20 protein-coding genes and 1 pseudogene are annotated in these 18162 nt (G+C 66.3%); 10 read left to right on the top strand and 11 right to left on the bottom strand.

Annotated features, from left to right (window positions below):
• Positions 1–113 precede the first annotated feature (113 nt).
• On the top strand, positions 114–1127 hold the full coding sequence (locus tag HAPAU_RS06375) for a phosphoribosylaminoimidazolesuccinocarboxamide synthase (RefSeq protein WP_066380809.1): 1014 nt from the start codon (positions 114–116) through the stop codon (positions 1125–1127).
• On the opposite strand, the gene HAPAU_RS06370 is transcribed toward HAPAU_RS06375, so the two are convergent.
• Entirely contained in the window at positions 1124–2065 is a 942-nt protein-coding gene (locus HAPAU_RS06370) for a formyltetrahydrofolate deformylase (protein WP_066381923.1), read from the bottom strand. The genes HAPAU_RS06375 and HAPAU_RS06370 overlap by 4 nt on opposite strands.
• Before the next feature lie 152 nt (positions 2066–2217).
• Between HAPAU_RS06370 and purS the strand changes: the two genes are divergently transcribed.
• Positions 2218–2469, top strand: a complete 252-nt coding sequence (purS, locus tag HAPAU_RS06365; RefSeq protein ID WP_066380806.1) for a phosphoribosylformylglycinamidine synthase subunit PurS — start codon at positions 2218–2220, stop codon at positions 2467–2469.
• Positions 2466–3137 carry a phosphoribosylformylglycinamidine synthase I gene (purQ, locus tag HAPAU_RS06360; RefSeq protein WP_066380804.1) on the top strand — a complete coding sequence of 224 codons (672 nt, stop codon included), beginning with the start codon at positions 2466–2468 and terminating at the stop codon, positions 3135–3137. The genes purS and purQ overlap by 4 nt, the downstream gene beginning before the upstream one ends.
• A gap of 203 nt (positions 3138–3340) precedes the next feature.
• On the opposite strand, the gene HAPAU_RS06355 is transcribed toward purQ, so the two are convergent.
• Together HAPAU_RS06355 and HAPAU_RS06350 are read right to left on the bottom strand one after the other, a co-directional pair.
• Positions 3341–4411 (bottom strand): archaeosine biosynthesis radical SAM protein RaSEA, encoded by a 1071-nt coding sequence (locus tag HAPAU_RS06355; protein ID WP_066380803.1) that lies wholly within the window; start codon positions 4409–4411, stop codon positions 3341–3343.
• A gap of 53 nt (positions 4412–4464) precedes the next feature.
• A complete protein-coding gene (locus tag HAPAU_RS06350) occupies positions 4465–4821 on the bottom strand; it encodes a hypothetical protein (RefSeq protein WP_066380802.1) in 357 nt (118 codons plus the stop codon).
• A 103-nt stretch (positions 4822–4924) separates the two neighbouring features.
• Here HAPAU_RS06350 and HAPAU_RS06345 point away from each other — a divergent pair, with 103 nt between their 5' ends.
• From HAPAU_RS06345 to HAPAU_RS06330, 4 genes are read left to right on the top strand one after another with little or no spacing between them, the layout of a single operon-like run.
• The gene (locus tag HAPAU_RS06345; protein WP_066380800.1) at positions 4925–5209 is read left to right on the top strand and encodes a DUF4242 domain-containing protein; all 285 of its coding nucleotides are present in this window, start codon (positions 4925–4927) and stop codon (positions 5207–5209) included.
• A 42-nt stretch (positions 5210–5251) separates the two neighbouring features.
• A complete protein-coding gene (locus tag HAPAU_RS06340) occupies positions 5252–6514 on the top strand; it encodes an ABC transporter substrate-binding protein (RefSeq protein ID WP_066380798.1) in 1263 nt (420 codons plus the stop codon).
• Positions 6511–7251: an ABC transporter ATP-binding protein gene (locus tag HAPAU_RS06335; RefSeq protein WP_066380796.1), complete on the top strand. Its 741-nt coding sequence runs from the start codon at positions 6511–6513 to the stop codon at positions 7249–7251. Before HAPAU_RS06340 ends, HAPAU_RS06335 begins: the two co-directional genes overlap by 4 nt.
• Complete coding sequence (locus HAPAU_RS06330) at positions 7244–8029, top strand: ABC transporter permease (protein ID WP_066380794.1); 786 nt, start codon at positions 7244–7246, stop codon at positions 8027–8029. The genes HAPAU_RS06335 and HAPAU_RS06330 overlap by 8 nt, the downstream gene beginning before the upstream one ends.
• 1 nt (position 8030) lies before the next feature.
• Here the strand turns inward: HAPAU_RS06330 and HAPAU_RS06325 are convergent, their stop codons facing one another.
• The 3 genes from HAPAU_RS06325 to HAPAU_RS06315 all read right to left on the bottom strand — a co-directional run bounded on the left by HAPAU_RS06325 (position 8031) and on the right by HAPAU_RS06315 (position 11441).
• On the bottom strand, positions 8031–8849 hold the full coding sequence (locus HAPAU_RS06325; protein ID WP_066380792.1) for an ABC transporter permease: 819 nt from the start codon (positions 8847–8849) through the stop codon (positions 8031–8033).
• Between the two features lie 12 nt (positions 8850–8861).
• On the bottom strand, positions 8862–9974 hold the full coding sequence (locus HAPAU_RS06320) for an ABC transporter substrate-binding protein (protein ID WP_066380790.1): 1113 nt from the start codon (positions 9972–9974) through the stop codon (positions 8862–8864).
• A 117-nt stretch (positions 9975–10091) separates the two neighbouring features.
• Positions 10092–11441 (bottom strand): metallophosphoesterase, encoded by a 1350-nt coding sequence (locus tag HAPAU_RS06315; protein WP_066380788.1) that lies wholly within the window; start codon positions 11439–11441, stop codon positions 10092–10094.
• 42 nt (positions 11442–11483) lie between these two features.
• Between HAPAU_RS06315 and HAPAU_RS06310 the strand changes: the two are divergent.
• Positions 11484–11984: pseudogene (locus HAPAU_RS06310) on the top strand (potassium channel family protein); the annotation flags it as partial.
• A 1-nt stretch (position 11985) separates the two neighbouring features.
• Here the strand turns inward: HAPAU_RS06310 and HAPAU_RS06305 are convergent.
• The gene (locus HAPAU_RS06305; RefSeq protein ID WP_066380786.1) at positions 11986–12414 is read right to left on the bottom strand and encodes a VOC family protein; all 429 of its coding nucleotides are present in this window, start codon (positions 12412–12414) and stop codon (positions 11986–11988) included.
• Positions 12415–12580: 166 nt separating this feature from the next.
• Between HAPAU_RS06305 and HAPAU_RS06300 the strand changes: the two genes are divergently transcribed.
• The gene (locus HAPAU_RS06300; RefSeq protein ID WP_211263539.1) at positions 12581–13774 is read left to right on the top strand and encodes a sodium:calcium antiporter; all 1194 of its coding nucleotides are present in this window, start codon (positions 12581–12583) and stop codon (positions 13772–13774) included.
• 1 nt (position 13775) lies between these two features.
• On the opposite strand, the gene HAPAU_RS06295 is transcribed toward HAPAU_RS06300, so the two are convergent.
• The 4 genes from HAPAU_RS06295 to HAPAU_RS06280 form a co-directional block, all read right to left on the bottom strand.
• Complete coding sequence (locus HAPAU_RS06295) at positions 13776–14783, bottom strand: sodium:calcium antiporter (protein ID WP_066380785.1); 1008 nt, start codon at positions 14781–14783, stop codon at positions 13776–13778.
• Positions 14784–14853: 70 nt separating this feature from the next.
• Entirely contained in the window at positions 14854–15819 is a 966-nt protein-coding gene (locus HAPAU_RS06290) for an ABC transporter substrate-binding protein (RefSeq protein ID WP_066380783.1), read from the bottom strand.
• On the bottom strand, positions 15816–16805 hold the full coding sequence (locus tag HAPAU_RS06285) for an ABC transporter substrate-binding protein (protein WP_066380781.1): 990 nt from the start codon (positions 16803–16805) through the stop codon (positions 15816–15818). The genes HAPAU_RS06290 and HAPAU_RS06285 overlap by 4 nt, the downstream gene beginning before the upstream one ends.
• Before the next feature lies 1 nt (position 16806).
• Positions 16807–17700, bottom strand: a complete 894-nt coding sequence (locus HAPAU_RS06280) for an ABC transporter substrate-binding protein (protein ID WP_066380779.1) — start codon at positions 17698–17700, stop codon at positions 16807–16809.
• A gap of 89 nt (positions 17701–17789) precedes the next feature.
• On the opposite strand from HAPAU_RS06280, the gene HAPAU_RS06275 reads away from it, so the two are divergent.
• The gene (locus tag HAPAU_RS06275; protein WP_066380777.1) at positions 17790–18158 is read left to right on the top strand and encodes a cupin domain-containing protein; all 369 of its coding nucleotides are present in this window, start codon (positions 17790–17792) and stop codon (positions 18156–18158) included.
• The last annotated feature ends 4 nt before the right edge of the window (positions 18159–18162 follow it).

Below are 18162 nucleotides of genomic sequence, written 5' to 3'. Positions count from 1 at the left end.
CGGGATAATAGTAGTTATACAGACATGAAGGGACGTTAGGCGGCGGCTAACGCCGCGAACGGGAAACGTTCATGCCGGGGCCGAAACGACGGACACCATGGGCGAGAAAGAGCATGACGAGCGTTAAGGAGTTCCACATCGAGCGCGAGCCGACCGATTCGTCGCCGGGAAAGGGGTCGTTCGTCTTCACGGACGCCTACTCGGTGTTCGACTGGGGGCGGATGCCCGATACCATCCCCCGGAAGGGCGCGAGCCTCTGTACGATGGGGGCGTTCAACTTCGAACGGCTCGAATCCGAGGGGATCGCGACCCACTACCGGGGTGTCGGCGAGGAGGCGCAGGCGCTCGGGGCGGTCGAGAACCCGCCGACCCGGATGGCGATCGACCTCGTACAGGTCCCGGACCTCCCACACGACGGACGCGAGTACGACTACGACGCCTACCATTCGGGCGCGGGCGAGAACTACCTAATACCCTTGGAGATCGTCTTTCGCAACCAGGTTCCCGCCGGATCGAGTCTCCGACGGCGAAGCGAGCCTGCCGCTCACGGTCTCGCCTACGAGGAGTGGCCCGACGGGGCCGTCGAACTCGACGAACCGATCGTCGAGTTCTCGACGAAGTACGAGGAGAGCGATCGATACCTCGATCGCGCGGAGGCCGACGAGATCGCCGGAAACGCCGATATCGCCGACCTCGAAACCGTTGCCCGAGAGGTCAACCGCGTCGTGAGCGAGCAGGCGCGCTCGAACGGCTTCGTCCACGAGGACGGCAAGATCGAGTGTTGTTACGTCGACGGCGAGATCCGGGTCGCCGACGTGGTCGGCACCTTCGACGAGAACCGGTTTTCCTACGAGGGTCAAGAGCTATCGAAGGAGGTCCTCAGGGGGTATCACAAGCGCACGCAACCCGAGTGGGTCGAGGCGGTCACGTCGGCGAAAGAGGAGGCGAAATCGAGAGATATCGCCGACTGGCGAACGCTCTGTGAGCACGATCCCGAGCCGCTCTCGACCGAGGTGATCGATCTCGTCTCCGAGATGTACGCCTCGGGGACGAACGGCTACATCGGCGAGGAGTGGTTCGCCGCACCACCGGTAGAATCGGTCGTCGGACGGGTTCGGGGGCTCTAATCGGTCAGGACGCCGCCGATCCCGTCGATCGGTCTGTCGGGGTTGATCTCGTCGAGCGCCCGGTCCATGCCGAGCTGGTAGTCGCCCTCCCCCCGGAGTTCAGTCCGTCCCCGGTGGACCGCGATCGCCTTATCGAGGTGGAGACGGACGGCTTCGAGGAGGGCGTCGGCCTCCAGCGGCTGGCCGCGGCGCTTGATCTCCGCGAGGTCCGCGTCGTCGGGGAGGGTGAAGGCTCGCTGGGTGATGATCGGTCCCTGATCGAGGTCGGTGGTGACGTAGTGGGCACTGACGCCCGCGACGCGAACGCCCTCCTCGATCGCCTGACGATACGCTTCCGCACCGGGAAACGCCGGGAGCAAGCTCGGGTGGACGTTGATGATGCGGTCCTCGTAGCGGAAAACGACGTTCGGCGAGAGGATTCGCATATATCGGGCGAGGACGATGAGGTCGACCTCGTACTGATCGAGGAGTTCGAGCAGGCGCTCCTCGCTCGCGCTCCCGCTCTCGGTGCCGATGTCGTGAAACGGGACGCCGTAGTGTTCCACGAGCGGCTGCATATCGGGGTGATTGCCGATCACGACCGAGATGTCCGCGCCCAACTCGTCGTTGGCCCACGCCTCGAACAGCGCTTCGAGACAGTGGCTCTCCTTGGTGACGAGCACGGCGATCCCCTGTGTCTCACGGTCGGCAGGGAAGCGAACCTGGACGTCGACCCCGAGGTCCGCACCGAGATCGGCGAGGGCGTCGCGGAGTTGCGCCTCGGTACACGTCATCCCGCTCGCGTCGACGTGCATCGTCATCCGGAACAGCCCGTCCCGCACGGCCTGATCGAGGTCCTCGATGTTGATGTCGCGTTCGAACAAAAGCGTCGTCACGCGAGCGATCAACCCGGTCTTGTCGTCGCCAACGACCGTGATCTCCGTCAGCGGCGGCGTCATCGTCGCCACCTCGTGGTCGGCGTCATTGTCCCCTCTCGGCGAGTCACGGCAAAAAGCGTGTTCGTCCGCCGAGTTTCACGGGAGTATCACACGTTCGTGTATTACATCGGAGAGTAGAAAGAGCTTTTGAGCACGACCACGCCTCTCCGGGTATGACCGCCTACACCGCGATCGTGACGGTTCGCCTCAAAGCGGGCGTGCTCGATCCCGAGGCCGAGACGACGAAACGGGCGCTCGAACGCCTCGAGTTCGATCTGCAGGCGCTTCGGTCGGCCGATCGCTTCGAGATCGATCTCGACGCCGACTCCGAGCAGGCGGCCGAGCGCCGGGCGGACGAGATGGCCGAACGACTGCTTGCGAACCCGACGATCCACGACTACGAGGTGGAGGTCCGACGGCGATGATCGCGATCGTTCGCTTCGGCGGGTCGAACTGCGACCGGGACGCGGAACGCGCGCTCTCGGCGATGGGTATCGAGAGCGAGATCGTCTGGCACGAGGACGGACTGCCCGAGGGGACCACCGGGATCGTCCTTCCCGGCGGGTTTTCGTACGGTGATTACCTCCGTGCGGGCGCGATGGCCGCCCGCTCGCCGATCCTCGCGGCGGTTCGAGACGCCGCCGACGAGGGCATCCCCGTCCTCGGGGTGTGTAACGGCGCCCAGATCGGCAGCGAGTCAGGGCTCACTCCGGGGGCCTTTACGACGAACGCGAGCGCGCGCTTTCAGTGTGAACACGTCCACCTTCGGGTCGAGAACGCCGACACGCCGTGGACGGCGGCCTACGAGGCGGGCGAGGTGATCGAGCTGCCGATCGCCCACGGCGAGGGCCGTTTCGAGATCGATGAGGCGGAATTGGATCGACTGGAAACGGAGGGACGGGTGCTGTTTCGGTACTGTGACGCCGAGGGGCGGGTGACACAGGCGGCGAATCCAAACGGTTCGGCGGGCGGCGTCGCGGGCGTCCGTGGGGAGCGCGAGTCGGTCGCAGTGCTCATGCCGCATCCCGAACGCGCCGTCCTCGACGATATCGGCGGAACGGACGGTCGGGGAGTCCTCGCGGCGTTCGCCTAACGACAGATATCGACGGGGGAGTCACTCGCGAGCCACTGGGCGGGGTCTTCGGTGTTTCTGATGATGAACCAGCCGTCCGCGTGGACGACCGCTTCGTCTGTCTCGTGGGCCATGTGTATCGCCGCCGTCACCGACGGTAGTTCATATACAGCCCGAGCGTACTTCGTTAATCACCGCCGTAATTCCTTTAGCAGGCGATTAACTCACCGAGCAAGCGGCATGTTGTAGCCCATCTCTCGTCTCATCACCGCCTCCCACGTCGCCTCACACTCACACGAGACCTGCTCGAACACCGACGGGTCCTGCCGGAGATCGAAGTCCTTGATCGCGCGCTGGACGCGGTCGTCACACTCCCCGCAGTTGTGCGGGCCCCGATCCGAGCCGTGGCCCACCGGGTCCGAGACGACGATGGCGTCAGCGTCGGCGGTTGATTCGAGTACCTCCGCGACCGACCAGAGCCACGGCGGGCGGTAGCCCCCCCGGAAGTAGAGTTCGTCGACCATGGTGTAGCGCTGGACGTTCGTCGGGTTCATCGAGACGGTGTGGGCGTACTCGGCACACCGCCGGATCGACCGCTTCATGTCCTCGACGGCCTCCGATTCGGAGAGGAACGGCGGTTTCATCAGGAGGTAGGCCTTGATCCCCGCGCCCGCGGCCCCGGCGGCCTCGCTCGCCTCGATGAAATCGGCGAAGTCGAAGTACTTGTTCACGCAGTCCCGACGCACCCTGTCGGTGGCCGTTTCGAGACCCACGGCCACGTCCGTCTCGAGGCCTCGGTCGGTGAAATCGGCGACCCGCTCGCCCTCGACGAAATCCGGCAGGCTTTCGACGACGATACGCTCACGATCCCCGAAGGTTTCGGCGATCGCCTCCCGCGAGCGCGCCCCGACCTCACGCTCGTCGAGGAAACTCCCGGAGGTGTAGATCTTGATCAACGGGCTCTTTTCGTCGGCCTCCTCGCGCTCGTGTTCGAGACAGACCTCGATCTGGTCCATCAGCGCCTCGTGGGAAACCGACCCCCCCTCGACGCTTTCGGCGACGTAGCCACACATCGTACAGCCGCCCGCACGCGCCCACCGACAGCCGCCGGTGTTGAGGATGATCGTCAGCGACTGGCGGACGCCGTCGGGCGTGTTGTCCTCGTCGAGCCAGACACGCGTAGGCTCGTGGGGGTCGTAGGTTCGATCCTTCTTCGCGCGAATGGAGCGCATCACCTGGTTGTGCGCGTCCATCCCGCGCCCCTGCTCGTAGACCTCGGGGGTGGGCTTGCTCATTGGACGCGATAGCCGCCCGCGGCCTAAAGCGGCTTCGTCTCCCCTCGCCGGGATTACTGTTCGGGTTCCTCGTCTTGGGCCTCGACGAAGACGGCCTGCTCGACGAACTCCTGACCGCCGCCCGTCCGAAGCTGAATCGTTCGTCCGGGGAGGTCGGTGTCGTCACCCTCGGCGTCGTCTTGGGGGACCGAGACCGCGGCGACCCCGCCGACTGTGACGGTTCGACGCTGGATCGGATCGCCCTCGTATTCGACGGTTTCCCACGTCTCGACGTCGAAGTCCTGGATGTTCTCGCCGAAGTACTCCTCGCTGTCCTTGTTCACGGAGTCTTCGGTCTGGGACTCGCCGGTCGTCCGGTTGTCGTCGAAATCGACTTCCTCGTGTTTGTACTGGTGGAGATGGACAAGCATACCACAGAGGGGTTCGGCGACTCAACACATAAACGGTGTCACGGGAGGTGCCGGTCGTTTAAACATGAGAAACTCTTACAAACCATGACAGAGAGAAGGGAGTATGGTAGAGTTTCAGATCTATCGGGAGCTCGACGGGTCGATCAGTCACGACGAACTCGACGACGCCGCGGCCGAATCGGGGCGCGTCCTCGAGGAAATGCGGGAGGAGGGAACCGACATCAGGTGGAACGAATCCGAAGTACTCACCGACGAGGAGGGCGACGTGGTCGGGACGTTCTGTCAGTACGAGGCCGAAAGCGAGGACGCCGTCGAGGAACACGCAGAGCGAGCGGGTCTCCCGGCGACGACTATCGCACGCCGTGGGAGCCCGCTCGACGGGGAGTAGGGCGGAGTCGTTTTATCCCAGGGAGAGCAACTCACGGTATCAATGCGCACGCGAGAGTTCTGGGCACTCGACGATGACGATCAGGGGGTGATCGACCGGTTGGCACCGGGGATCGGCGACGATCCGGCCCGCGTGCTCGCGTACCTCCTCCTTCGCTCGGGGATCGAAGAGGACCCAGCAACGGAGCTGACCCTTCGGATCGGGACGGAGCTAAACCGAACCGCGATCACGGCGGCGATCGCGAGCCTCGAATCGGCCGGCGTCGTCGAGCGGACCGCCGTCCGCGACGACGGACCCGGACGGCCGCCAGCGGCGTGGCACGCCGCGTCGGATCTCGAATCCACGGCCCGAACCGTCCACCAGCACCACGCAGTGGCGCTGCTACAGCGGGCGCGCGAACGACACGAAATCGAGCGAGAAGGCACCCGCAAAAGCGGAGCGGACGGCGAGCTCTCACTCGGGCTGAACTGGCGGCCGAACGGGCTTCATCTCCCGTTTTACGCCGCGGAGGAACGAGGAGAGGAATTCGATCTCGAACTCGACATCGAGCACCACGAGGGGTCCCACCGGGCGCTCGAATCCCTCGTTTCGGGCGAGACGGACGTCGGATTGGTCGGCGCTGCGACCGCCCTCCGGGCGCGGGCGGCGGACAAGCCGGTGGTGGCGATCGCGGTCGCCTACCAGCGCGCGATGGCCGTCCTCTATACGGTTCGCGAGACGTTCGGCGAACCGCTCACCAGCGTCGCCCAGCTCCGGAATCGTCGGATCGGCATGCCTGCCCGGTCCGAGACGGGGATACTCGGGCGGCTCTTCTTGAATCAGGTCGCCCTCGACGGCTCGGTGCGGATCGTCGACACCGGCGGCGAGGAACGGGACGCGCTGCTCTCGGGGGAAGTCGACGTCGTCACGGGCTCGTTCTCGGATCCGCGGGATCTAGAGGGGGAAGGGACGACCGTCGACACGCTCGCGGTGGCCGACCACTTCCCGATCTACGGACCGACGCTCGTCGTCCGCGAGGAGACGCTCGAAGAGCGCGAGAGGGCACTCGAAGCGTTTCTGGCCGCAACGACTGCCGGCTGGGCGGCGACGTGTCTCGATCCGACGGCCGCCGCCGAGCGGGTCGCCGCCCGTTCGGACGAGCCGAGCGAGCGACTCGCCCGGACGTTCGAGACCGCCTCCCGAGAGTTCTGCCCGAGCGAAGCGGTCGAGGAGAACGGCTGGGGCTGGCAGCGCGAGGGGACATGGGATCGCCTCCGGACGGCGCTCGAACAGGGGGGCCTGCTCACGGGGTCGGAGGCCGCATGATCGACCTCGACGGAGTGGGTGTCGATTTCGAGGGCGTCCGGGCGCTCGAGGGGATCGACCTCCGGATCGAGGACGACGAGTTCGTGACGGTCGTCGGCCCCTCGGGCTGTGGGAAGACGACGCTGCTGCGGGCGATCGGTGGGCTACAGGCGCCGACGGCCGGTGCGGTACGAATCGACGGCGACTCCCCCGCGGTCGCACAGGCCGGCGCGCGTTTGGGATTCGTCTTCCAGAACCACACCCTCCTGCCCTGGAAGAGCGCCACGGAGAACGTCACCTTCCTCCGGGAGATGGCCGGGGAGGAGCCACGGCGCGAGGAAGCGCAGGACCTGCTCGCGAGCGTCGGGTTGGAGGGGTTCGAGGACGCGAAGCCCCGGGAACTCTCGGGCGGGATGAACCAGCGGGTGGCGATCGCGCGTGCGATCCACCTCGGCGCGGACGTGTTGTTGATGGACGAGCCCTTCGGCGAACTCGACGAGATTACGAGGGACGAACTCGGCGTCGAAGTGCGAGACATCTGGCGCCGGGAACGAAAGACCGTCGTGTTCGTCACGCACAGCGTTCCGGAGGCGGTCTTCCTCGCGGATCGCTGTGTAGTAATGGGCGCGACGGGCCGCATCGAGCGGGTCTTCGAGATCGACCTGCCCACCTCCCGCGACGAGGACGTGTTCGGATCCCGCGCGTTCCAAGAGCAGGTCGCCGCCGTCCGGCGGACCCTTCACGAGAGCTATGCCTGAGGCCACCCGTTTCACCCGTCACGGTCGCGGGTGGATCGAACGAGCGTCGTATCCGGTTGGGGCGCTCGCCCTCGCGGTCGGCGTCTGGTGGGGGCTCACGCTCGCCTTCGAGATCCCGCCGTTCCTCCTGCCCCCGCCCGAGGCGGTGGCGGCACGCCTGCTGAACGATCCCGCACTCTACGCCCGAAACGCGCTGTTCACGCTGGAGAAGGTCGTCTACGGGGGATCGGTTGGAATCGTGGTCGGGTTCGCCCTCGCACTCGGCGTCGCCTACCTGCCGTGGTTCCGCCGGGCGATCTATCCCTACCTAGTGACCGCACGCGTCCTCCCGAAGGTCGCGATCGCGCCCGTCCTGTTGATCTATCTCGGAACGGGACTGATCACGGCGGTCGTCTTCGTCGCGCTGATCGCCTTCTTTCCGGTGGTTCTCAGCACGGCGGCGGGCCTCTCGAACGCCCCCGCCGAACACCACGACCTGCTCGAATCGGTGGATGCGGGGTGGATCCGGCGCGTGGTTTACGTCGACCTGCCCTACGCGCTGCCGGATGCGTTCGCGGGGCTGAAACAGGCGGTCACGCTCTCGGTCGTCGGCGCGGTGATCGCCGAGTGGATCGCCGCGGACAACGGCCTCGGGTTCGTGATCCTGATCGCCTCCGAGAACGTCCGGGCCGACGTCATGCTCGCGGCCCTCGCGGTCCTCGTCGTCGAGGGGCTCGCGCTCTACGGGGCGGTGACGCTCGCCCAGCGGGCGGCGGGGCGCTGGAGCGCGCTCGAGTGAGCTACCACAAGACGCGTTCGAGGGCGACCGGCAGCAGGTAGAAGGCGATCCCCAGCACCGAGAGCGCGACGAGCGCGGCAAACGACTCGGCGGTCCGGAGGTAGGTCGCGGTGTAGAACACGCGATAGCCCAACCCGGCGTTCAGCGCGACGAACTCGGCGACGACCGCCCCGATCACCGAGAGCGTCGCGGCGATCTTGGCCCCGGCGAGGACGCTGGGCATGGCCGCCGGGATCCGGACGTGGACGAAGACCGTCCAGTCGGACGCCCCGACCGACTCCATCAGGGCGAGGTACGGCTCGGGGGTGTTCCGGAGCCCGTCGAGCGTGGCGATCGTCATCGGAAAGAGGGTGAGCGAGGTCACGAGCAGCGCCCGTGCGGGGATCCCGCGGCCGAACCAGAGAAACAGGAGGGGGGCGATGGCGATCAACGGCGCGATCCGCAGGGCCACGACATAGGGCAGTACCGTCCGGGCAAGCACCCGCGAGAGCGTCATCGAAAAGGCGAGAACGAGACCGATCGCCGTCCCGGCGAGCAGCCCGACCCCGGCGGTGACGGCGGTGACGGCGGCGTCGGCGAGCAGGAGGGGGTACGTCTCCGCGAGCGCCCGGGCGACCTCGGTCGGCGAGGGCAGGATCAGCGACGGGATCCCGTAGACGACTATCGCTCCCTGCCAAACGAGCAGGATCCCGACGAGAACCGCGATCGGCGGCCCCGTGCGGGCGAGGAGGGCACGCCCGTTGTGGAGGGCCGAGGAGTCCCCGGCGGGCGCCTGTGAGGGGAGATATCGTCGTCGACGGTCCGACTCCCCGTCAGTCATCGACCGGCGACCTCATTCCTCGACCATGCTGGCGTAGTCGGCGATGTACTCCGAGCCCGTGTCGAGGTAGTCGTTGGTCCACACCGCGTCGGGATCGACCTCGCTGTCGAAGAACCCACCGGCGTCGAGCGTTTCATACGTGTCCTGCCACGGCCCGGGCGCGCTCACACCCCAGCCCTCCTCGCGGACGGTCTCCGAAACCATGTACTCGGTACGCATCACGTCCCACTTCTCGCGCTGGCTCTCCCTGACCTCCTCGAGTTCCGGCTGGGCCGCGACGAGCGCGTCGATCGCCTCCTCGGGGTGGTCGGTGGCCCACACGGCCCCACGAGCGGTCGCCCGGAGGAACGATTCCACCGTATGAGGGTTGTCCTCGCCGAATCCGGCGTCGATGGCGACCAGGTGCCCGTAGGAGGGGATCGCCTCGGCGACCGACAGGGTGTCGATCTCATAGCCCTGCTGTCGGGCGTCGACGACGTCGCTGAAGACGCCCGCGGCGGCGTCGATCTCGCCCGCCAGGAGCTGTTGGACGGTGTCGAACCCCGAGTCGACGTACTCGATCGCCCCGAGGACGCCCGCGCTCTCAAGGTACGCCTCGGTCATCCCGCGGACCATACCGGGACCACTGCCGAGCGTGCGTCCGCGAAGCTGCCGTGGATCGGTCAACTCCTCGCCGAAGGTCTCCTGCGAACTGAAGACGACGACCGGGTTTCGCTGCATCACGACCCCCGCACACTGCGGTGAGAGTCCCTTGCTGGTGACGTTGAGCACCTGATCGCTGCTCGTGATCGCGAACTCCGTGTTGCCAATGGCGACCTGTTGAGCGGCGAAATCCGAGCCCTGTCCGCTCTCGATGTCGACGTTCTCGAAGCCCTCCTCCGCGTAGAACCCGTTCTCCTGGGCGGCGAAATAGGGCGCGTGGAGCCCCCCGATCCGCCAGTTGAGCACGAGCGAGACCGAGGCGACCTCCGGTTCGGATGCGCCGCCCCCGTCGCCGGCGTCCGATCCCTCCCCGTTGGTACCCTCCGATCCGATACCGGGATCGCGCTCGCCGGAACAGCCCGCGAGTGCGACACCCCCGATGGCCCCGACGGCCCCGATGAACGCACGCCGTGTCTGCTGCATGATGGCTTTCACCCGATAGTGGGAAGTCTCCGGTATAAACTATACGGGAAAATAGTTAAGTAGCACCGACGGTCCAAACGCCGGAAGACAATCGACGCCGAGCTCCCCGACCCTGTTTCACCCCTCGTGTCGCTGTTCGACGGTCCGGCGCTCGATACCGGCGTCGACGACCGCCCGGTCGGGCAGTTCGGGATCCGGTTCCCGGCCCACGGTGAGCAGGCGCTCGGTGAGGGTGAGCTCCTCGGTGGCCGGGTTCGGCTTCTCGATCCGTTCGTACTCGACGGCGACGGTGTCGCCTCCGGGTTCGAGGCCGATCCGGATCGCACACAGCTGGAACGACGGGTAGAACACGGGGGGCAACAGGCCGACGATGCCGTCCCGGCGGTGGAGGCGTTTCAGCCAGGTCCCCGTGTTGACCAGGAGTCCGCCTCCGACCTCCTTCATCGTCGGGCGGTGGGTGTGGCCGTAGCAGAAGACGGCCGTCTCGGGGCGCTCCTCGAAGACCTCGCGGGCGGCGTCCTCGTATGGCTCGTTGGGGTCGACCGTGAGTTCCGTCTCGAAGACCCCGAAGCGGTCGATCGTCTTCCGGAGGTCCCGCCGGATGAAGTAGAGGGGGATGCCGACCAGAAGGAGGAGGCCGGCGACGGCGACGTTGACGGTGAGGAACCACCAGAGCGCCGTCCCAGCGGTACCGAACTGACCGAGAAACGCCGTGCCGCGCTCGATGGGCATCGACCAGATCCCCGCCAGATCGAGGCCCGCGAGCACCGCGAGGACGGCGCTGACGTTGAACAGGAGGAGGAAGGGGACGATCGAGTAGCGCAGCAAGGGATTCATCTCGCGGTAGAAGTACTTCGAGACGAGCCAGACGGGCATCCGCTCGGTCGGGGTCACGGCCTGGACGTCCTTCATCCAGTTGTAGCGACCCCGATCCGAGAGCTGGCCCGCCCGGCTGGTGACGAGCGTATTGTAGTAGTAGCCGAGCGGCGTCGCATAGGGGTTACCGAAGTCCTCGATACGGTTGTTCGGGTCGCGCTGCATGCCGTGTTCGAAGTGGATCGTCCGCCCGCCGATCGGGCGGGTGATCGACTCCTCCTGGATGAGATCGACGTTGTACTCCGCGAATCGCTCGACGTACTCTTCATAGGCGGCCAGATCGTGGTCGTGATTTCCCGGCAGGAGCGTGATGGGAACCGACTCGCCGGTCGCCCGCAGCTGGGCGAACAGTTCGGGATAGCTCTCGACCAGCGCGTCGAACTTCTCGATCCCCTCGATCCGCGTGAACTCCCAGAGCCCGAACGCGTCGCCGTTGACGATCAGCTCCGCGTTCTCGTCGACCCCTTCGAGATGTTCGAGAAACGCGATGAGTTCCTCGAGGAACTCGACGTGCTCCAACTGCTCGTCGCCGCCGATGTGGAGGTCGCTGATCACGTAGTAGGTCGGCTCCCTGTCGCCGTCGTCGGCCATGACGATTTCATACCGGCAGGGGCTGAAATCAGTTGTCATGCGGTCGTTACCGGCTTGTGGGTCGGCGAGACGGTGTTCTCGGCGGCGTTCGGGGGACAGATGCAGGAGGAACTCAGATACATGCAAACCGACCGCGCGACCGACGACCTGGAAGACCACGTGATCATCTGTGGCTACGGGATGTTCGGTCGGACCATCGCGGATCGGCTCGACGACGACGGCGAGAGCGTCGTCGTGATCGAACTCGACGAGGCCGAGTTCGAACGGGCGCTCGACGACGGCGTACTGGCGCTACAGGGCGACGCGCGGCGCGAGGAGACCCTCCACGAGGTGGGTATCCGGGCACGCACCCTCGTGACGGCGATCGACGACTCGAACGCGAACATCCAGACTGCGATCACGGCCGGCCAGATCGCCCCGACCGTGCGCCTGGTGGTCCGGGTCGGCGACGCGATGTACGAGCCGCTCGCGCGGCGGGCGGGGGCCGACGAGGTGATCATCCCCGAGGTCGTCAGCGGCGAGCGGGTCACCGAGTCGCTGTAACTCACTCGACGTCGTCGTGGGTCAAAAGCGGCCGCTCGCGCTCGCCCGCGGGCGGGTCGTAGGTGATGACCTCGAGGAGATTGCCGTCCGGATCCAGGAAGTAAAACCCCTCGAACTCGCCCCAGTCGTACGGTCCCTGTTTGGGAAACTGGCCGTCGAGCTCCTCGGAAAGCGCGTCGTACTTCTCTCGGGGGGCGTCGAAGGCGATATGAGCCTTGTCGAGCGGGTGGTCGATGCCACGCTCCGTCCAGCCGTCGGCGCGTCCGGTCTCGGCGAGCGTCAGCACCGTCGAACCGGCCCGGAACATGACGTGTGCTCCCTGGAAGTCCTCCGGGGGACGGAGCAGTTCGAGGTCAAGGACCTCGCGGTAGAACTCGTAACAGCTCTCCAGGTCGTCCACGTCGACGTTGATGTGATCGACGGCGTCCATACCCGGTATCGGTACCGGACCCACAAATAAACCGTCACCGCGAAGGGCCGAATCCGGTTCGGACGGAACCACGAACCCGACGCCGGCCGCGCCCGTGTATAGATATTCATGAACGATTACACACGATGTGTGGGTTATATGATACCGACCTGCATATCCGAGGGCGATGTCACGCCGACGGTTCGTCACGTTGTTGCTCGTCGTATTGCTCACCGCCTCGGTGGTCGCCGTCCCCGTGATGGCACAGGAGGACGGCGAGGAAGGTGAGGAAGGAGGTATCGAGGGTGCCATCGAGGGCTTCATCGAGGGCCAAGGACTGCTCGGGGCCGTGCTCGTTCTGGCCTTCGGGGTGGTGCTACTGACGGTCTGTGTCGAGAAGCTGATCAGTTACCTCGCCCGCGCGGCGATCGGGATGAAGATGTCGCTGTTCGCGCTCGCCATCGTGTTTACCGGGTTCGAGTTCGACGACACGATCCTCGGGCTCGTGCTCGCCTCGGGCGGACTCGAAGGCGCCGCGCTCGGGACCGCGCTCGGTACCGGCCTGGCGATCATCGGCGTGACGCTCGCGATCGCGGCGATCGTCCGGCCGTTCCCGGTCGACCTGCCGAACGACTACATCGCCCTGTTCGCGCTGGCGCCAGTGGTTTTGATCCCCTTCGTCATGCTGGGGACGCTGACGCTCGTTCCCGGCCTCGTGTTGCTCGGATTTTTCGTCCTGAGCTTCGCCTACTTCATCGTCCGGGAGCGCGGGCGCGACGTACCGGTCTTCCGGAGCACCGAACTCGGGGCGGCGATCGAACCCGACGGCGGCACGGAGGTCCGGCCCGACGGCGGGACGGCGTTCCCCGAACCGCTTTCCGAGATCCCCGAGGACCGCCTCGTCGGGGATCGATCGGGGTGGATCTGGATCGGTTTCTCCGTCCTCGCGCTGGCCGGAGTCGTCTTTGCGGCGATGTTGCTAGAGGGGGGCTCGGAGGTCGCCATCGAGGGCTTCGGCATCGAGGGGACCGTCTTCGGCGCGACCTTCCTGACGCTGATCCTCACCTTCGAGGACATCATGCTGACGATCGAGCCGGTTCGTCGGGGCCTCCCGGAGATCGGCGTCGGCAACGTCATCGGGAGCGTGCTCTTCTCGATGACGGGCAACATCGGGGTGCTCACGCTCGTCAGCACGGTCACCATCGCGCCATCGGTCCTGACCTTCCACCTCCCGGCGATCATCGTCGTGACCGCGCTGTCGGCGTACTTCATGTATCGTGGCGAGGTGAAGCGCTGGCACGGGGTGTTGCTCCTCGGACTGTACATCGCCTACTGGGTCATCGCACTGACCGTCTTCGGGGGCGTACCCATCGGAGAGTGACTCACAACAGGTAGTTCACACCCCAGTAGGCCGCGTACAAGCCAAGGAGGGCGAATCCCTCCGGGCGACCGACCCGCCCGCGGACGAAGACCGCCGCGACCGCCAGCAGCGCAACGAGAAAGAAGGGCCAGTGGACGGTCATCACGGTCCCGCTCGTGTCGATCGGGCCGAAAAGGGCGAGGACGCCGACGTTCGCTGTCACGAAAAACAGGACGCTCCCGACGACGTTGCCGACCCCCAGATGAGGACGGCCCTGTCGGGCGGGCTCGACGGTCAGAAACAGCTCCTCTAGCGAGGCGACGAAGCTCATGACCGTCGCGCCGAAGACCAGCCCGGTGACCCCGAGCACCGACAGCAGGTCGCGCGCACCCGTCACCGCGAGCTCCGAGCCGACGGTCATCCCGACGGTGGCGACGAGCGCGACCCCCAACTGATACCACCCCTCGTATCGCTCGCGAAACGAGTCGCCGCCGGAGGGCTCGTCGTCGTCTGTCTCGGATCCCCCTTCGAGGGCTTCTTCGACCTCCTCGGCCGAGAGGTACCGGGTCCCACGATTGCGTTCGAGGGCGTAGACGGCCCCGAGAAGCGGGAGAAAGGCCACCGTAAGGAACGCGCCATCGACTCGGGAGAGCGTCCCGTCGAACGCGAGCGCGAACAGGAGCGACGGGGCGAGGAGAACGAGCAGGAGGTACGACCGCGGCACCGAGGTCTCGAAGGGAGTGAGCACACCCGCGAGCCCGACGGCCGCGCCAAGCACGAATAGCGCCTCCCCGAAGACGGTGCCGAGCGCGAGATCCGGGAGCCCGTCGGCGACGGCAGCGAGGCCAAGGATCGCGTTCTCGAGGTCGGTCCCGGCGAGGACGACCGTCAGGAAGAAACCCGAAAGACCGATCGAGAGGGCGCTCTCGGCGACCGCCTCGATGAACGTCTCGACGCTCGCGATCACCAGCACGACGCCGGCGAGGAAGAACGCGAGGGCGATCAGTTCCGCCGGGAGTCCGAACGGCATGCTCGGCATCGACGCGACGACGGGTCATAAGTGCGGCCCCGAAGTGGATCCGACGCGACTCGCCGGGGCGCTACCGGCCGATCCGGTCGGCGTACTCGGCGATCGCCGGAGCCTCGTTGTCGAGGTGCTCGTTCGTCCAGACCGCTCGGGGGTCGATCTCCCCTTCGAGCAGGTCGGTCTCGGCGAGCGTCTCCCCGAGGCGCTCCCACCGCGCGGCGTCGTGGTTCCCCCAGCCCTTGCGGGCAACGTGCTCGGTGAACTGGAGCTTCTCGGCGGCCGTCTCGAATTTGATCCGCTCGATCTCCCGGTCGCGTTCGAGGGTGGCGTTGCGCGCGACCAGCGCGTCGATCGCCGCCTCGGGATTGGCGGTCGCTTCCGCCCACCCGCGGGCGGTCGCGAGCAGGAACCCTCTGACTACCTCGGGGTTCGACTCGGCAAAGTCGGGATTCGTTACGAGCGTCATCCCGTAGATCGGGAGGTACTCGCCGATCGGGAGTTCGTCGGCCTGTCGGCCGTGTTCGCGTTCGAGTTCCGTTCCATTAGTAACGACGCCGACGGCGGCGTCGACCGACCCATCGAGCAGCTGGTGTTCGACGCGGTGGTGGGTGTGGGGGTCCACATCGAGGAGGTCGACCTCCTCGCGAATCCCGGCGTCCGAGAGGAGTTGGGCCGCGAGGATTCTGGTCTTCGTCGCCGAGGGCGCGACGGTCCGGCCCGCGAGCTGTGTCGGGTCCTCCAAGGGTTCGCCGAAGACGTCCCGAAGCGTGTAGACCGCCGCGGGCGTCTTCTGAGTGAGGGCGGCGACCGCCAGCGGCTCGTGGCCCCGGCTCTGCACCGAGAGCACCGCGCTCGCGCCCGCGAGAGCGAAATCGGCCCGACCGCGGGCGGCCTCCTCGGCGGCGAAGGGCGAGCCGTGACCCTCGACGAACCTGACTTCTATCCCCTCCTCCTCGTAGAAGCCCCGCTCGCGCGCGAGGAAGTAGGGGGCCTGAAAGCCGTTCGGTTCCCAGTTGAGCTGGAAACTGATGGGGGTCATTCGGGGACCTCCAGTCGGAACAAGCCGTCTGGAAGATGGTCGACCCCGATGGCCTCGGCTCCCGCGACGTCGAGCAGGTGGTCGAACAGCTGGTCCATCCCATTTACTGTTTCCTCGTCCCAGTCGTCGACGACCATGTCGCGCCAGCCGTCCCGGACCGCGCGGATCACGGCGGGGTCGTTCTCGTACATGAGCTCGTCGCCGATGGTCTCCCAGAGCTCGTCGTCGCTTCTCAGCTGGTCGACGGCCTCGCCGTAGGCACGCTTGAACCCCCGAATCGCCTGCGGGTTGTCCTCGAAGTAGTCCTCGCTGGTAAGGAACGTCGAGATCGGGAGCTTGTTGTCGGTGCCCGAGAGCCGTTGGACCAGTTCGGAGACCGGAAACGCCTCCCGATAGGGGCCTGTCTCCGTGATCTCGGGAACGATCGGCCAGAACTGAAAGACCCCGTCGACCTCGCCGTCGTGTAGCGCCTCGGTCAGCCCGACCTTCGAGCCGATTTCGATAGGCGTCGCCTCCTCGTCGGGGTCGAAGCCGTGGAACTCTCGGCACGCGGCGCGCGTGAGGATCCAGTTCTTGTCGAGCCGGCGGACGACGCCGAGGCGTTTGTCTCGGAGGTCTTCGAGTCCCTCGATGTCCGAATCCTCGCCGACGACGAGCCCGCCGACCGTGCGGCCGTAGGGGTGGAAGGCGACGATGGGTGCGCCCTCCGCGCGCTCGCGGGCGGTCGATATGTAGTCGATATCGATCAGGTCGGCGTCGCCCTCTTGGAGCTTGGCCTCGACGGTTTCGACGCCCCCTTCGAGTTCGTCCGAAACGAGTCGCACGTCGAGGTGGAAGCCGTGATCGTGGTCGAAGCCGAACTTCTTGATCGTGTAGAGCATGTACCGCGGGCTGCCGTTGTGCTCGAAGCGCGCCCGAAGGACGGGCAGGTCGCCGGGGTCGTCGTGGAGGGCGTCGAGCGCCGCCTGTTGGGTCTCGACGTCCATGTCAGTGCGAGGCGACGATCCGGTCGATGTCGGCACTCTCGTCGACCAGCTTCCGTTCCTTCATCCACTCCAGATGGCCGTCGAGCTCCGTTCTATCAGCGCGCTCGGGCACCTCGTAGCGGGGGACCGAGAGGTCCGCGCGGACCGCCTCCATGTCGACGTCCTCGAAGAGGTCGGGTGCCACTCTCGAATCCTTCTCGAGCATGTCGAGGTACTCCTCTCGATAGTTTTCGGGATTGGCGTTGATCTCCATTGCCGCCCGGTCGTAGGCGGCCATGAACGCGTCGAGGACGTGCTCGTCGATCCCGTCGCCGCCGACGATCCCCATGTGGTTGTCGAAGGAGAGGACCTCGCGGAAGCCCATGTGTTCGGCGAGCGTGCTCTGGGGGTCGAGCAAAATCGCGGCCTCGACCTCGCCATCCCGGAGCGCCCGCAGACGGTCGGTCGGCATCCCGAACCCCTTGAGGGTCACCTCCTCGGGGGTCATGTATTCCTCTAAGGCCCGCATCGCGGTGTACTCCTGACCCGTCCGTCGGTTGACCGCGACCGGGACGCCCGCGATGTCGGCCGGCTCCTCGATATCAGAATCGGACCGGACGAACACGGTGTAGGGGAGGTCCGCGAAGGTGCCCTTCGCGACGATCCGTCCGTCGTCCATCTCCCACGTGCGCTTGATCGACTCCCACTTGCAGATCGGGTAGAGATCGACCCCGTGATCGCCCGTCAGGCTCGACTCGCTGGGGATGTACTTCACGTCGACCGATTCGCGCTCGCGTTCGATCAGTTCGACCGTCAACCCCGCCTCCTCGAAATACCCCCGCTCGTGGGCTACCCGCTGGGGGAGCATAAACGAGAACGGGAGGTGAAACAGCCGAACACTGTTACCAGTTCCCATGTCTCTAGGTCGATGGGGAGTGTTCCACTTAAAAATTCCTCCAGAATGTTTATTAGGAAATCGAACCACGACTCACGGGAACGGATATCATGGAACGGATCAGCACCGAGGGGGCGGGCATGGAGGAGGTTGCGGAGGGCGTGTCTCTGGGCGATTTGGCGACGGGCGAGCGCGCGGGGATGAAGTACTGGCGCGTCGAACCCGGCGCGACCCTGCCGGCCCACCGCCACGACCACGAGCAGATCGGCTACATGATCAGCGGGGAGCTCGTCGCGCTCGTCGAGGGCGAGGAGGTCCTTCTGGAGCCGGGCGACTCCTATCGCTTTTCGAGCAACGAACACCACGGCGCCGAGAACAGGGGCGACGAGCCCGCCGTCGGCGTCGGAATCCTCGCGCCGCCACGGGGAAAGCCCGCGTGGGGCGACTCGCAGACGGCGGAGGCGGACACGCCACGATAGAGTG

Source organism: Halalkalicoccus paucihalophilus, from assembly GCF_001593955.1.
Classification (GTDB): domain Archaea; phylum Halobacteriota; class Halobacteria; order Halobacteriales; family Halalkalicoccaceae; genus Halalkalicoccus; species Halalkalicoccus paucihalophilus.
This window is presented reverse-complemented; position numbering and strand designations above follow the sequence as displayed.